General features: G+C 37.0%; 12 protein-coding genes. 8 read left to right on the top strand and 4 right to left on the bottom strand.

Translation table 11 applies throughout. From position 1 onward, the window contains the following. Positions 1–106: 106 nt before the first annotated feature. Positions 107–1156, top strand: a complete 1050-nt coding sequence (locus JGH11_RS08550; protein ID WP_201111163.1) for a tyrosine-protein phosphatase — start codon at positions 107–109, stop codon at positions 1154–1156. A gap of 6 nt (positions 1157–1162) precedes the next feature. On the opposite strand, the gene JGH11_RS08545 is transcribed toward JGH11_RS08550, so the two are convergent. Both JGH11_RS08545 and JGH11_RS08540 read right to left on the bottom strand, forming a co-directional pair. After that, on the bottom strand, positions 1163–1984 hold the full coding sequence (locus JGH11_RS08545; protein ID WP_201111162.1) for an endonuclease VIII: 822 nt from the start codon (positions 1982–1984) through the stop codon (positions 1163–1165). 18 nt (positions 1985–2002) lie between these two features. After that, a complete protein-coding gene (locus JGH11_RS08540) occupies positions 2003–4375 on the bottom strand; it encodes a cation:proton antiporter (RefSeq protein ID WP_201111161.1) in 2373 nt (790 codons plus the stop codon). Between the two features lie 303 nt (positions 4376–4678). On the opposite strand from JGH11_RS08540, the gene JGH11_RS08535 reads away from it, so the two are divergent. Further along, positions 4679–5827 (top strand): OmpA family protein, encoded by a 1149-nt coding sequence (locus JGH11_RS08535; RefSeq protein WP_201111160.1) that lies wholly within the window; start codon positions 4679–4681, stop codon positions 5825–5827. An 82-nt stretch (positions 5828–5909) separates the two neighbouring features. Here the strand turns inward: JGH11_RS08535 and JGH11_RS08530 are convergent, their stop codons facing one another. Together JGH11_RS08530 and JGH11_RS08525 are read right to left on the bottom strand one after the other, a co-directional pair. After that, positions 5910–9065 (bottom strand): GH92 family glycosyl hydrolase, encoded by a 3156-nt coding sequence (locus JGH11_RS08530; protein WP_201111159.1) that lies wholly within the window; start codon positions 9063–9065, stop codon positions 5910–5912. Between the two features lie 266 nt (positions 9066–9331). Further along, complete coding sequence (locus tag JGH11_RS08525; protein WP_201111158.1) at positions 9332–9910, bottom strand: hypothetical protein; 579 nt, start codon at positions 9908–9910, stop codon at positions 9332–9334. A 387-nt stretch (positions 9911–10297) separates the two neighbouring features. Between JGH11_RS08525 and pheS the strand changes: the two genes are divergently transcribed. The 6 genes from pheS to JGH11_RS08500 all read left to right on the top strand — a co-directional run bounded on the left by pheS (position 10298) and on the right by JGH11_RS08500 (position 14841). Further along, positions 10298–11317 carry a phenylalanine--tRNA ligase subunit alpha gene (pheS, locus tag JGH11_RS08520; protein WP_201111157.1) on the top strand — a complete coding sequence of 340 codons (1020 nt, stop codon included), beginning with the start codon at positions 10298–10300 and terminating at the stop codon, positions 11315–11317. 191 nt (positions 11318–11508) lie between these two features. After that, positions 11509–12384, top strand: coding sequence for a hydroxypyruvate isomerase family protein (locus JGH11_RS08515; RefSeq protein ID WP_201111156.1), 876 nt, complete (start codon positions 11509–11511; stop codon positions 12382–12384). Positions 12385–12867: 483 nt separating this feature from the next. Beyond that, positions 12868–13188, top strand: coding sequence for a polymer-forming cytoskeletal protein (locus JGH11_RS08510; protein WP_201111155.1), 321 nt, complete (start codon positions 12868–12870; stop codon positions 13186–13188). A gap of 42 nt (positions 13189–13230) precedes the next feature. After that, on the top strand, positions 13231–14073 hold the full coding sequence (locus JGH11_RS08505; RefSeq protein ID WP_236263926.1) for a hypothetical protein: 843 nt from the start codon (positions 13231–13233) through the stop codon (positions 14071–14073). Then, positions 14051–14251, top strand: a complete 201-nt coding sequence (locus tag JGH11_RS20190) for a hypothetical protein (RefSeq protein WP_236263925.1) — start codon at positions 14051–14053, stop codon at positions 14249–14251. Before JGH11_RS08505 ends, JGH11_RS20190 begins: the two co-directional genes overlap by 23 nt. A gap of 20 nt (positions 14252–14271) precedes the next feature. Further along, the gene (locus tag JGH11_RS08500; protein ID WP_201111154.1) at positions 14272–14841 is read left to right on the top strand and encodes a polymer-forming cytoskeletal protein; all 570 of its coding nucleotides are present in this window, start codon (positions 14272–14274) and stop codon (positions 14839–14841) included. Positions 14842–15008 lie beyond the last annotated feature (167 nt).

Below are 15008 nucleotides of genomic sequence, written 5' to 3'. Positions count from 1 at the left end.
AATTAAGATCTTTGTTAAAAAAATGTTTTTATTTTGTATCCTGTTCTAATCCGATGTATTTTTACATAAAGATATATTTAGATAAATAAAATAACACGACATATAAATGAAAAAACTAATTATAGCTATGACCTTAGTTACACTATTATCTACCTCGTGCAACAAAAAAGAATCTCAAAAGGCAGAATATTCAGGTGAAGATATTTCAAAAGACATAACAATCATAAGAGAAAAAACGACAAAAAACGCATCGATACAAATATATACAAATGGACAATGGACTTTGTATGCAGGGCCTTCGGTAGATAATATAGATTTCTCACAGCCGATAGCCAAGGGCATCAACAGTGGCACTTTTCCTCTAAACGTTACAGATTCGGCACGCTCTTATTTTGCAGTCGTTACCGAAAAGGGAACTGCAATTGTAGCCGACAGGCATTTACCCATGACAGGAGGCTATAACTTTCGTGATATGGGAGGTTATCAAAACACAGATGGCAAATATGTGAAATGGGGTAAAGTTTTCCGTTCCGACGATTTACACAATCTCACCGATGCCGATCTTGAATATCTTGCTGCAATCCCTCTGGTATCGATAGTCGATTTTCGATCGGAAGAAGAAATGCAGATGGGACCAGACAAAAACCCGACATCGTTAAAGAAAAATTATGCCTATTCTATCAGTCCGGGTAATTTGATGAATGCGGTAAAAAAAGACGTGAGTAAGATAACCTCAGAACAAGCCGACCAACTGATGATGGACATGAATGTTTTACTCGTCAGTGATACAACATGTATCAATCGCTACAAAGACTTTTTTGCTTTGTTGCAAAACGAGGATGACGCTCCATTAATGTTTCATTGTTCGGCAGGAAAAGACCGTACTGGTATGGCCGCGGCTCTATTTCTCTCAGCCTTAGGTGTAGATGAGAAAACAATAATAAAAGATTATCTATTGTCTAATACCTATCTTGCAAATAAATATGCTAAACTGAAAGCAGAAAATCCGGCTATGAAATCATTCTTTGAGGTAAAAGCTGAATTTTTGCAAGCGGGATTAGATAGAATTAAAAAAGACCATGGTTCGGTGGAAAACTATCTTAAAAACGTCCTGAATGTAGATATACAAAAAATGAGAGACCTGTATTTATATTGATTTTCATTATTTCTGACAAGCGGAACAATAATATATAGTGCCTCCGAGATAAGCTTCTTTTACAATATCTCCTCCACAATTGGGGCAAGGATTTTTGTAAGTATTCTTGGATAATATAGTTTTATAGCCTCCTTTATGTCCGTAAAAGTCTTTTTCGGTATCTCGTCCACCTTTATCGGTCATACTCTTTAAAGTAACTTTAAGACAGTGGAATAAATCTCCCCTTTCGAAATCGGATATAGTGGATATTTTACGTTTTGGATGAAGCCCTGCATTGAAAAGTATGTCTTGCAATGTACCATTTCCCAGTCCGGGAATACGCTGCTCGGTAGCCAGTAAGGCTTTGATAGACATATCTTTCTTCACACGTTTGAAAATATTCACGAAATATGCTTCATCAAACTCGTCTTTCAATGGAGAAATACTATTTAAACTATTGTTGTAATAGAAATTATCAAAGACTTTCTTAAAAGTATAGATTCCGCCATACATAGATACAGTAAAAGCAATAAAGCTTTTGTCTTCAAATACAATTAGCAACTGATGTTTGGCGGGATGCTTTTCAAATGCCGGATAGTATTTCAGATTTACCCCATCGCTTATAGATAATATAATATCGTCATCGCATACAATATCAATAAATGCGCCATGCCCCCTAACAGAGAGAATTTCCCTTCCTAAGAGTAAACTTCCATAGAGGAGAGGATCTCCATTGTACCATGTAAAACGATGAGGACTCGTGGCCTGTACCACTTCGGCAATACGTTTACCGGCCAATATACTTTCTGCCTGATAGCCAATGGTTGTAGATTCGGGTGTTTCTATCATATCCGGCTCGATAAAAAGTTAAGGAATAAGAGGTGATAAATCTTTTATATTATTTTCGAACGAATTTAGTTTTTCTTTTTCTCCTGCAAGCCAAATAATATCCCCTTCTTCGAACATAAAAGATGGTGATATATTAATTATAGATTCGTTGCCACGATCAGCACCGATTACCATGCATTCAGTTTTTTCACGTATACCTGCATCGGCTATAGTTTTGCCTATAAGCGAACAGCCCGGCTCGATAAGAAATTGGGAGAGGCTGATATGATGTTGAGCGTCTTCTTCTATCTGCGACGCCTGTAACCTCTTATCTTCCAAATATTGTGACAGTTTTTGCATTTCCTCATCCGATCCCGAAACAACAAGCTTATCGAAAGGATACAGATATTCGTTACCGTCAGGAATATTTATTTTGCGGCTTCCTCTTATGATGGTTATAATATTTACTCCTGTTTTTTGTCTAAAATTCAGTTCACGTAAAGTCTTTCCTATACTAGGAGACGATTGCGACACTTCGAATTCTTCAATATGAATATTCTTGGAAAGCAAATCATTCGCTACAGTAGGCAATATGGACGCTCTATTTTCATCATATCTTTGTTTTAAATTCAGATTTTCCAGAAAACGGGCTTCTATCCTACGCGACTGCTCTTTGAATCCCTGAGAGAATATAATCAAAGTTACTACCGCCAATGATATTATTACCATCAGAACGGTCAGACGTGGAAACAATGGAATAAGTACCATCAATACTAATACCATACAAATAATGATTCGAAATGCGATTAGTGAAATCAAAGCACCTCTATTGAAACGGTTATCTTTCCATAGTTTTTTAAATTCCGACGAGCGATTTCTTTTCATCATAATAGCACGCAAAAACGGAGCCATCAGCGTAAGTGTTATTACTGCAGCAAGAATATTACCCCATACACTACCGGGTACGTATTCTACAATATATGGAGTAATAAAGTTCTGAAATACGAGTAAAATAGCTATGGTGATACTTGTATATATAGCCACTAGTTTAAGAATACTTTTCAGTAACTTATTCCAATCATTTTTCTGGTTTACCGTATTATACCCCGACACAGCATACCCGTCTTTGAGCCTACTCCACTTATCAGGTATACGTTTTTCGATCCAATTGTATGCTGGATCTGCCGCCTTGATAAAGTAAGGCGTAGTAAATGTCGTAATTACAGAAACAGTTACAATTATAGGATAGAGAGTATCTGTAATAACACCCAAACTCATTCCCAGAGTAGCAATAATGAAAGAAAACTCACCTATCTGGGCCAGGCTGAATCCCGACTGCATCGATACTTTCAGTCCCTCGCCCGAAGCTAATACTCCGATAGAGGCAAAAATGGTACGTCCAACAAGGATTAACAAGGTAAGTATAAGTATAAGAACTGCATATTCTCTTATTATAGAAGGATCGACCATCATACCTACCGACACAAAAAAGACTGCTCCAAAAAGATTTTTCAACGGCTCTATTAAGTGTTCTATATGCTTCGACTCTATAGTCTCGGCAAGAATAGATCCCATTATAAATGCGCCCAAAGCAGCAGAGAAGCCTACATATGATGCAAATAGCACCATACCTAGACAAAGACCTACAGCAACAATCATCAAAGTTTCGTCATTCAGATATTTCTTTAGTTTCTTGAGCATTGTCGGTATCATGTATATACCCACAACGAACCAGATAAGCATAAAAAATATAAGTTTGATTACACTGTTTGCCAACTGTCCGCTTTCGAAATGTTGGCTGGAAGCGAAGGTAGTGAGCAACACCATCATTACAATTGCCACAATATCCTCGACTATAAGCATACCGAAAACAATACCGGCAAACTTCTTCTTTTGCAAGCCCATATCGTTGAAAGCCTTAATGATAATAGTAGTAGAAGACATGGAAAGCATACATCCCAAATAGATACTATTCATCGTATCCCAGTCATCGATGAGCTTTACTATAAACAGCTCTCCGGCAAGATATCCAATTACTATCATCGATCCAAGATTGATAAGTGTCGCAATAGAGGCTTTACCTCCAACATCCATCAATTTTTTGAAACTAAACTCTAGCCCTAATGCAAATAAAAGAAATATTACTCCTATCTCGGCCCATATACTCACATTGGCCATATCCGATATTTCGGGAAGCTTACTAAAAACCTGAGAAACTTCGGCTTGAGAAAATCCTGATATTTTCACGACTAACCCTTCAATAAAATTCTTGAAGTGTAAACTGGCAAAAAATCCGGCAACAATATATCCTAATACTACAGGTTGTTTAAGCCATTTAAAAACAATAGTTACTATTCCGGCTGTAATGAGAAGGATAGCCAGATCACTTATAAAATGGGGTAAATGCGCCATATATTATTTTATCAATCTATTTGTGTATAATTAATCTTTTCTAATAAAAAGAGTGTCGAATGTGGTTTATTTGACATCTAAAATTATCAAAAAAAAATGGTTTCTGAAAAAACTAATTAAAAAAAATGCTATCATGCAATAAAAAAAACACCTTGAATCCGGCTATCAATAAGGATTTAGATAAATTTTATAAAAAGTATATTACCATTATTTACTTACTTCCCAATAATTAACCCTACATTTGTTTTTGAACAATGATAAATTAATATTGTTTAATTTATACAGTATTTAAAATTGATCAAAATGAAAAAAGTACTATTAACAATAGCAGCAGTTGCCATTACAGCGATTCCTGCTTTGGCACAAGAAAAAGCATTCGTGCCCTCTAAACTAGGACAAAACTGGTTTATTCAGCTACAAGGTGGTGCATCTTATACCATCAGTGAATATTACAGAGATGCATCTTTTTCTGATTTGGTTAGCCCTCATGCAGCTCTCTCAATAGGTAAATACTTTGCTCCTGCTATAGGTGCGCGTCTTCAAGTTGGCGGATGGCAGTCTAAAAATTATTATAAAATAAGCAATACTGACGGCACTTACAATATCAATTACATACAAGTAAATGCAGATGGTTTATTGAATCTGACTAATTTATTCTTACCGTATAAACAAGATCGTGTATTCAATTTGATCGGTATTGCCGGTATAGGTTATGCTCACGGATTCAAAAATAAAGATCAAGGTATTTCGAGAACAAACAGTATTGTTCCACGTGCAGGCTTGCAAGCTGATTTCCGTGTAACAGAAGGCGTAAGTCTTAACCTAGAAGTTACAGGCAATTTGATGCCTGACAACTTCAACGGCCGTGTAGAAGGCAAGAAATACGATGGTGTTGTAGATGCCTTACTGGGTGTTACTTTCGACCTTTCGAAAGGAGGCTTTAAAATGGCTGATATTTCAGACCCTGCCGAGTTGAAGAGATTAAACGACCAGATCAATGACCAAAGAGCTCTTCTGGCAAATAAAGATAGTGAAATCAGCAGACTGAAGACTGATTTGGCCAACAAGCCAGAACCTCAGGTAATAGTACAAGAAACTAAAGAGATTAAAGAACAAACCGAAGTGTTGATGAATGCAGTTGTTGTATTCCATATCGGTAGTGCTAGACTTGAGAAAAATCAAGATATCAATATCTTCAATGCAGCTCGCTATTTGAGAGATAATCCATCTGTAAATGTTATCGTAACAGGTTATGCAGATAAGAGTACAGGCACTCCTGCAATCAATCAGAGATTATCCGAACAACGTGCTAAAGCTGTGGCTGATGTCTTGATAGACAAATATGATATTTCTCCTAGCCGTATTACAACAAAAGCCAGTGGAGATAAAGAACAACTATTCCCTACCGACCAATGGAACCGTGTAGTTGTGTTTACTGCTGTTACCAAATAAAAAACTATTTAATAAATATGAAAAGGATGCTCCGAAAGTAGCATCCTTTTCTATTTCTAAGAAGTAGTAAAATAGAACATAATTATTTATCCTTTATACCTTCGTCTAATCCCCATTGCTTATTTGGCTCTGCTCCCATCTGTAATTCGAGAGTGCCACCTTTCAGCAATTCTCTGGCAGGAAAACAAAACGAATTAAGCTCCCGCCCATTCAACTTAGCCGATTGTACATATTTATTAGTACGGGAAGCGCCTTTTGCTATAATATCGAATTGCGTTCCTCGACCAAATCTTTCACCGAGATTGATAGTCGTTTTTTCAAATAAAGGGCTACCTATTTCATACACAGGATCAACACTACATCCTCCATCTGTCTGAAACAGACCTAAGGCCGCCATTACAAACCATGCGCTCATTTGCCCTTGGTCTTCATCTCCCAAATAAGCATTAGCCACTTCATGACCATAATAGCGATCGATAATAGAACGGCTCCACTTCTGAGTTTGCCAAGGTTGTCCAACCCAATTGAAAAGAAATGCAAAGTGCATCGATTGCTGATTGCCCTGTACGACAGGAAAATCCCAATACTGATCTCCCGGAGCATTGTAACGCCATGGCTCACTGGCTTCGAATCCCCATGTGAGACGTTCGATAAAGTGATCTCTACCTATCATATTGGCAAGAGCCGGTACATCTTGAGGAACAAAGAATGTTAGTTGCCATGCGTTACCTTCTACATAATGATGATTAGCACCCGACTTGAACGGATCAAAATCTTTTTCCCATTCGCCATTGCTGTAACGCATACGAGCATAACCTGTCTCAGTATCTATCACATTACGCCACCAGTTGCCTCTATCAGAAAATATCTCATAATCTTTCTCTTTACCTAAAGCTTTAGCCAATTGAGATACAGTCCAGTCGTCGAACGAGTATTCGAGCGAGTTGGAAAAACGCCCCTTGTCTGCCGGTACATATTTATATTTGAGATAAGAAGTTAGATCACGATTGCCTGCCAATCCATTACCTATATGTTGAGCAGGAGTAGTCTGCATTTTCTTGGCTGCTGCAAATACTTTTTCTACATCGAAGTTGCGGATTCCCATTTGATAGGCACTAACCAGTAAAGGAATTTCGTGTTCGGCTACCATTACAGGTACATATTCCATTCCCGCAGGCCCCTTAGCTAACCATCCGTTAGCATCATACATCCCGAGTTGCGATTTCACCCATCGAGACGACCACTCAGGGGTAATCAGGTTCCATACCTGATTGAGATTCCAGAAAGTATTCCAGAAAGCATCGCAGCCCAGAGCTAATGCATCAGGATCATCAAACTTCTGTATTTTTTCAGTAGCATCAACCCAGCGTCCGTCTACATCGCTGAATGTATTGCGACAATAGGAACGATACATGTTTGTATAGAAACGAATTTTTTCCCGTCTATCATTACTTTGTACATTGATTCTTGACAGAATACCGTTCCATTCTTTACGATGAAAATCTCTGATATGGTCAAAATTCCAGCCGAATGGGTTAGCTATTTCTTCTTGTAGATTTCTACGTGCACCTTCCATATCTCCATACGATATCGCCGAGCGTACCTGAACTATTGGATTCTGGCGGGTATCAAATTCAGCAAAGCAACCCATATTATTAGGATTTTTTGCAGATAAATCTGCCTTATCCAGAATATTTTCGTTTATCCATCCTCCGAATTTTGAAATGTCCTGATCGAATTCTATAACAAAATAAACTGTATAATCCTGATCGCTGTCGGTAGACCAGATATTTTTAGATTGTTGCTTGCTATAGCCTTCTATTCGGCGCTCATTAACCTGAGTGATCTTTGCATCGAGAATATTGTAACCATATTCGGCAGGGATCTTTAAGTCTATCATTACTCGCGAGTCTACAGCAGCAGGATAGGTATATCGTTGAAATCCGCAACGAGTAGTAGCTGTAAGCTCAGCTTTGATATTGTAATCGGTAAGTTGCACTTTATAATATCCGACTCCGGCTTCCTCACTCGATTTGTCTATCTCGGAACGATAATCCTTATCTGTCTTCTTGAAAACGGACTGATCTCCGATCGTTGTTTTCAAAGCTCCGTTGGTAGGCATTATACCTAAGCCCGCCATAGTCCATTCGTGTATGTGACTGAATGTGCCCACACTTTCGAAGCTCGGCTGATAACCGGCCTGCCATCCCGGGTTTTGATTGTCGGGACTAAGTTTAACCATACTGAAAGGCATCCATGGTCCGGGTGCTATCATCCAACGCGAGTGAGCTGTTCCCATTCGTGTATCTATATAATCGGCAACTGTCACATCAGGTTTAGGCGAACGTATAATAGTTCCTTTCTCAACAGTTTGACCATCTATAAATACGCTGTATTTACTTTCCTGTTCTTTAGACACAACAGGCATGGGGGCTTCAAGTACATAGCGTCCTTGTTCTAATGTCTGTTTGAGAATAGTTTTATTATCAACCTTAACTTCTACTAGCGGATTACCCGAAAGATATTCCAGATCGACAAGCAAAGGCTGGGCAGAAACTTCTGGTAACTGATAATCAGCTACCTCAACTCTACGCAAGTAAGCCGAATGAACATCATTATCTAGTTTGGCATTGCCCGGACCTTCGAGTCTGACATCATCAAAAACAAGCCATGAACCTTCGAGGTTAGTCAAATTAATCTCATTTCCTCCCTTTTTCACGAACCCTGAATAAAGAAGTATCTCAATGGTATGTTTAATACACTTTCCGTAATCACCGCCAAGCACCTCATCACCTCCTCCGTTGGGCAGAATATATTTCCACGACTGTCCATTGACCGTAACCTTGAAATAAGGTGGTCGGTCTTTATTGGTATCAAGAATATCAAGGATAAGTTTCCAGTCTCCTCGATCGGGCACAGACTTCATCCTGAAGAGAATATTCAACACATGAGTCCGTAGACCTGCTGTGTTACTTGTACCTCCCCACTCATCGGCAGGACCTGGCAAAATATATGGAAAATCTTTCTCAGGAGAGGATTCTCCGATAAGGTAAAAACGGTCTTCCCATCCGAAATCGTGAGTAAGGAAATCGTTATACTTGTCAGGTGCTAAAGCTAATTCGGAAGCACTATTGTCGTGTACTCCTATTTGCCAGATAATCTTTGATTCTTGGGAATTACTGCATCCCGGTAAGATAACTGCCAGAAATATTATACTTAATTTAAAAAGGTTTTTCATGTTTAAATTCTGAATTTAGTTTATCCCGAAAGGAGAAAAACAGGCATTTAATACTTCTTATAACTTCTTTAATGGCATTTATAGTAGAAATGGTAACAATATGTCGTTTATATTTATCTTTCGCAATCCAGCCCCTTGTCCACCAAGTTCACAAACATCCAAATGTACATAATCTTTTTCTCTTATAAGATGTGCCAGCCATCTAAATATAAAAAAAGATGCTCACTTTTTGGTAAGCATCTTTTATTTTTATTCACTGGTATCTCCTACAGTTTCGCCACAGTAACTTCATATATAAACTTAACATTATTTGTATTATCGCTATATATATAAAGCTCCGTTTTACCTGATGTGACGCCTGTTATTTCTATTTTCTTATTGTTTCTATTGATATTAATTGTTGCAATATCAGGATTCTTACTACCAGCCTTATAAGCACCCTTCATTGTTAGTGGATAGGCTAACTCCTTAACTTCACCTTCATTTATGGATATGGCTAGTGGATTAGTTTCGGGTAATGGCAATACTCCTTCTCCAACAGATACCTTGATAGTAGCTACTACACCGATAGCATCTTTTACGGTTATGGTAGCTTCTCCCATCCCTACACCATAAATGTATACTTTCTTGTCTTCATTATTTACTCCTATCAAAGCAACTTTCTCATCAGAAGATATAGCACTGCATTCTCCGTTTGCTTCAATAATATCAACCCCAACATGATCATTCTCAACATCAAGCTCAACTGCAGTTTTACTTAATTTTAATTCGGGAGTCACTTCATCGTCATCACTACATGCCAAAAATAGCGGACATAGCAATAATAGCATTAAATACTTCTTCATAGTAATTGTAATTTTATGATTGTCTTTCATTTCAATGGTTGAATAACAAATATACCCTTATAAGAAACGAAAACCAAGAAAAAATACTAAAATAACATCTCAACCGCCTTTTTTAACATATAGATTCCCCATTAAGATATCATTTAGCAAGAAACAATATTAAAGTTACTATATTTTGGAAATTGATTGAATTTCAAATATACTTTTTACTCCCTAAACAAATAAAATGCGAGCTTTTTTTAAAATAAAAATATTGATAATTATTTTAAGAAAATTCACAAACCGAAGAGAAAAAAAGGATTACATAAAATATCAATCATCTGTGGCATATAAAGAAAGAAATCTGTACTTTTGTAACCGTTTCTTTAGAAAATAAGATATTTATATATGATTGACAAGATTAACCAGCTATTGTCGGAGATCGACAACCTGAAAGCGAGTAAAGCTGAAGAGATAGAAGCACTACGCATCAAGTACTTGAGCAAGAAAGGAGAAGTTTCATCATTGATGAATGACTTCCGCAATGTTGCCGCCGAACAAAAGCGTGAAGTAGGTATGAAATTGAACGAGCTAAAGGAAAAGGCTCAGGAACGTATCAATCAATTGAAAGAATCGCTTGAAAATGTACAGATAGGTAATGATATCATAGACCTTACCCGTACTGCTGCTCCTATTGCTTTAGGAACACGTCATCCATTATCAATCGTAAAAAAAGAAATATGCGATATATTCCGTCGTTTGGGTTTCTCAATCGCCGAAGGCCCTGAAATAGAAGACGACTGGCACGTATTTTCGTCGCTCAACTTTGCTGACGATCATCCAGCCCGCGATATGCAAGATACATTCTTCATAGCACGCAACCCCGAAGTACTGCTACGCACGCATACCTCATCGGTGCAAACCCGCGTAATGGAGAAACAACAACCACCTATCCGCATCATTTGCCCGGGACGCGTATACAGGAATGAGGCTATTTCATACCGTGCTCACTGTTTTTTTCATCAGGTAGAAGCATTATATATAGATAAAGACGTGTCTTTTGCCGATTTGCGTCAGGTACTGATATTTGTGGCAAAAGAACTTTTTGGTGCAGATACTAAAATACGCCTGCGTCCATCTTATTTTCCATTTACAGAACCTAGTGCCGAAATGGATATCTCATGTAATATCTGTGGAGGAAAAGGTTGTCCGTTCTGCAAACATACAGGTTGGGTAGAAATTCTTGGTTGTGGAATGGTAGACCCGAATGTATTGGAAAACTGCGGGATCGATAGTAAGCTATATACCGGATATGCTTTAGGGATGGGTATAGAACGTATCACAAACCTTAAATATAGAGTAAAAGATCTTCGTATGTTCTCTGAAAACGATAAACGATTCCTCGAAGAATTTGAGAGTGCACATTAACAGTAAAAAAATAAAAAAGGAAAACCGACGAAAGTAATATTTTAACTTTTCGTCGGTTTTCCTTTTTTAACAGACCTACATAGAATCTGAAAGAAAAGATATATTATTAACACATGGAGTCTATTCTTTCTCAAATAATCTTATATTTGTACTTTATATTTTTTCTAACACCTATTATTTAAATGTCCGCCATGAAGAATATTACGCGAAGAACCGCCCTAAAAGCCATTGTTGCAAGTGGTGCTGTAGCATCTGTTCAGGGATTATCAGCATCCACAATTTTCAAAAATAGTGCGCAAGAACCTCTTAAAGGAAATATACGCCACTCGGTAAGCAAATGGTGCTTTGGAGATATACCTCTCGATGAATTTTGTAAGATATGTAAAAAAATAGGCATACAGTCGGTTGAATTACTTAATCCTGAAGAATGGCCTGTGGTATTTAACAACGGGCTTACAGTTGCCATGGCACAAGGTGCAGGATTGGGTATCGACAGAGGATTTAACCAACCCGAGTTGCATGACGAACTGGTTGCCAGCTATGAAAAAGTAATCCCGATAGTAGCAGAAGCTGGCCTTACTAATCTGATATGTTTCTCGGGAAAAAGAAATGGTGTCACTGATTTACAAGGTTGGGAAAATTGTGAAAAAGGGCTAAAGCGTATTACTCCCATTGCGGAAAAGTATAATGTGGTGCTCACGATGGAGCTACTAAACAGTGTTGGGCACAAAGACTATTTGTGCGATCATACAATATGGGGTGCTGAATTATGCCGTCGTATAGGTTCTCCTAATTTCAAACTATTATATGATATATATCATATGCAAATAATGGAAGGCAATATAATAGAAAATATACGCAAATACCATCAATATTTTTCTCATATACATACAGGTGGTAATCCGGGACGAAATGAGATAGACGAAACTCAAGAGCTATACTATCCTGCCATAATGCGAGCTATTGTAGAAACAGGATATAAAGGCTTCGTTGGACAAGAATTTGTACCGAAACAAAAAGATAAAATAGCCTCGCTCGAAAAATGTATCCGTATTTGCGATGTATAAGTATTAATGTTAGCATAAAATAAAAAGGATTCTGATAAAGTAATCAGAATCCTTTTTTATTTCAGGATAATGTCATATCAAAAAAACAGAGAGTAATAAATCTTCCAATCCCGCAGTATAACTAAGTATCCACTCCATGAAAATACTGAAAAACAATTGAATTTAAAGTTTAAATAAATATTTTTTTGTTTAACCTGATTATTTTAAAAAAAATTTACTAAAAATACACTTATTTGATTTAACAACACAAGTATACATCTAACATACAGCGATATACCTTATATGTTAAAAAGAAAAATTTTCACTAAACTAATATGCTAAAAAGAAATCTTTTAATGTACATTTGCATATATAATTTCTTTTAAAAGCGGTTTCAGTAAAGCTATCAGCATTGAATGCCTCTAGCGATATAATTATTCTTAATAATATATATATGCCCGAAAAGAGAATCTAGAGCAAGGATTTTTTGATTTTTCCTCTCAAATGCCAAGTATTGTTAGTGAAAGCTTTGTACTTCGAGGATCTATAGAAAAAACCCATAACATCCGCATTGACGGTACTATTGTAGGTGATATAAAAGACGCAAATGTTGTCGTAATTGGCACAAATGGTGTAGTTCAAGGCAACGTAAAAGCCATTGATCTTGTGGTGTTTGGGTATATCGAAGGAAATATATCTGCAGTCAACTCTATTTCTATAAAAAACACTGGTAAAATAAAAGGAGAACTCGACGCGAAGATATTAACATTAGAGCACGGTGCAACATACGAAGGGATTATTTCAATGGAGCCCTCAACTTCCTGAAGGTTAATTCCCCTATATTTTATAAATTTAACTTCTTAAACTATGATTCTTGAAACCCGGTTTTTTCCCAGTTTGGTTGAAAGCAACAACACTGTCCTGTCGCAAACATCGAAAGATTTGCTTCATGGATTAAAGATTCAACATGCCAATAAATGGTATATCTGTGGGGATCTTGCTTTGAATGAAGGTCAATTTCCACACAAATTAATCAACTCATCCCCTGATGATACGGATTATCAACTACTAGCAAATGCATCTATGTTGTTAATACAAGATCAAGTAGAACAGCCGATAACAATCACAACAGGGTTCCCTTATTCCACTTATTATATCTATAAGGATAAGGCAGTAGAGTTTTTCCAGCGAACTCATATATTAAATTATGATGCGTCAACACACAATGCTGGAACGATAAAGAAAGTAATTTTGGAAGTACAAAAAGTAGAAGTAATGCCCGAAATCGTAGGATGTACTATTGCAATACGAAAAGGAGAACCGCCGGTATCCGGAAGCTTCTTTGTTTTCAGTTGCGGATTTGGTACATTTGAATCTATACTTAGTACAGATTCGGGAATTATAGAACAGACTATGATCAGCACACATGGGATTCGTTATGCTGTAAATTTGATGATTAACGAATTGAAGAATAAGTATTATTTAGAGCTCAGAAATGCTCACCAATTCGATGAAGCTTTTCAGCGAGGTTATGTTTTTCTAAATCGTCAGAACGTAGATTTACGGGAATTGAGAAAAAATGTAATCCAAACTTATTATCAAGAAGTTATATCGCCTAGCTTACGCAACATCATCAACGACTCTAATTTGGCAAAAAACCAACAGAATATACATGTGTGGAGGTGCGATGTATTATCAAGAACTGATTGATTGCTTTAAAGAAGAGTTCGGAAACTTTACTGAAATAATAGTCTTAGATAATCCCGAAACAGTAGCCAGCAGAGGATATGCTCTCAATTCGTTGCGAGCAGGACATGGAAGAATGAAATCTGCTGTAGGAATAGATATTGGCAATGCAACTACTGTAGTGACTAATATTTCCGAATAATTTAGTTTAAATAAGAAAATATGTATTTGCTTAAACGAAAAGTCCGTACTTTAGAGACTAAAGTAACAGCACCGAAAATCGTAGAACTTGGAGGAGATACGGTTGTTTTGGGTTCCTTACTTTTAGACGCTGAGCACGAACGTAATTTTTATATAGAAGATACTCTTACTATTAGTGCCAGCGCCCGCATTATTGGTAACATAACTGCCACACGCTGTATAATTGAAGGTAGAGTGATTGGAGATATAATTTGCGCTGAAGACTTACAACTAGGAGCAAGTGCTATTATAGAAGGTACAATCATTACTAAAACTTCCATAATGGAAGCCGGTTGTATAATCAATGGAAAGGTTATGTTAAATCCTGATCTAAAAGTATCACTATTATCTCTAAAAATTGCAGAGGCTAAAAATTATTCAGAAAGGGAATCTACTGATACGCTACCTGATTTAGCCAAAGAGTTAGGAACAGTAAAGAAGGATTCTATTATTTTTCAGAATGCCCATAATATGAATAAAGAACCTCAGGTAGTTAGAAAGCAAAGTTCGGTTAATCTCGAACCAACAAATCAAACAGATAATTGGTGGTAGTATTTAGAAACTATTAAAAATCACTTCATTTTCTACATTGAAAAAGAACTAATAACCAATGACAATACATAGATCAATTTTGTCTTTGGGAGAAAGGGAATCGAAAAGATTCCCTTTTTTAATACTCAGACACAAAAAACAAGACATTATGTCACTACACACACAAT

It is taken from the genome of Dysgonomonas sp. Marseille-P4677 (genome assembly GCF_016652235.1).
Classification (GTDB): Bacteria; Bacteroidota; Bacteroidia; order Bacteroidales; family Dysgonomonadaceae; genus Dysgonomonas.
The sequence above is the reverse complement of the archived record's forward strand: the minus strand, read 5'-3'. Positions and strand labels throughout refer to the sequence as shown.

Excerpts from the sequence above, each read along its gene's own strand:
- JGH11_RS08530 (WP_201111159.1), bottom strand. The coding sequence starts at position 9,065 with ATGAAAAACCTTTTTAAATTAAGTATAATATTTCTGGCAGTTATCTTA.
- JGH11_RS08535 (WP_201111160.1), top strand. The coding sequence starts at position 4,679 with ATGAAAAAAGTACTATTAACAATAGCAGCAGTTGCCATTACAGCGATT.
- JGH11_RS08505 (WP_236263926.1), top strand. The coding sequence starts at position 13,231 with ATGATTCTTGAAACCCGGTTTTTTCCCAGTTTGGTTGAAAGCAACAAC.
- JGH11_RS08540 (WP_201111161.1), bottom strand. The coding sequence starts at position 4,375 with ATGGCGCATTTACCCCATTTTATAAGTGATCTGGCTATCCTTCTCATT.
- JGH11_RS08545 (WP_201111162.1), bottom strand. The coding sequence starts at position 1,984 with ATGATAGAAACACCCGAATCTACAACCATTGGCTATCAGGCAGAAAGT.
- JGH11_RS08510 (WP_201111155.1), top strand. The coding sequence starts at position 12,868 with ATGCCAAGTATTGTTAGTGAAAGCTTTGTACTTCGAGGATCTATAGAA.
- JGH11_RS08515 (WP_201111156.1), top strand. The coding sequence starts at position 11,509 with ATGAAGAATATTACGCGAAGAACCGCCCTAAAAGCCATTGTTGCAAGT.
- pheS (WP_201111157.1), top strand. The coding sequence starts at position 10,298 with ATGATTGACAAGATTAACCAGCTATTGTCGGAGATCGACAACCTGAAA.
- JGH11_RS20190 (WP_236263925.1), top strand. The coding sequence starts at position 14,051 with ATGTATTATCAAGAACTGATTGATTGCTTTAAAGAAGAGTTCGGAAAC.
- JGH11_RS08525 (WP_201111158.1), bottom strand. The coding sequence starts at position 9,910 with ATGAAGAAGTATTTAATGCTATTATTGCTATGTCCGCTATTTTTGGCA.
- JGH11_RS08550 (WP_201111163.1), top strand. The coding sequence starts at position 107 with ATGAAAAAACTAATTATAGCTATGACCTTAGTTACACTATTATCTACC.
- JGH11_RS08500 (WP_201111154.1), top strand. The coding sequence starts at position 14,272 with ATGTATTTGCTTAAACGAAAAGTCCGTACTTTAGAGACTAAAGTAACA.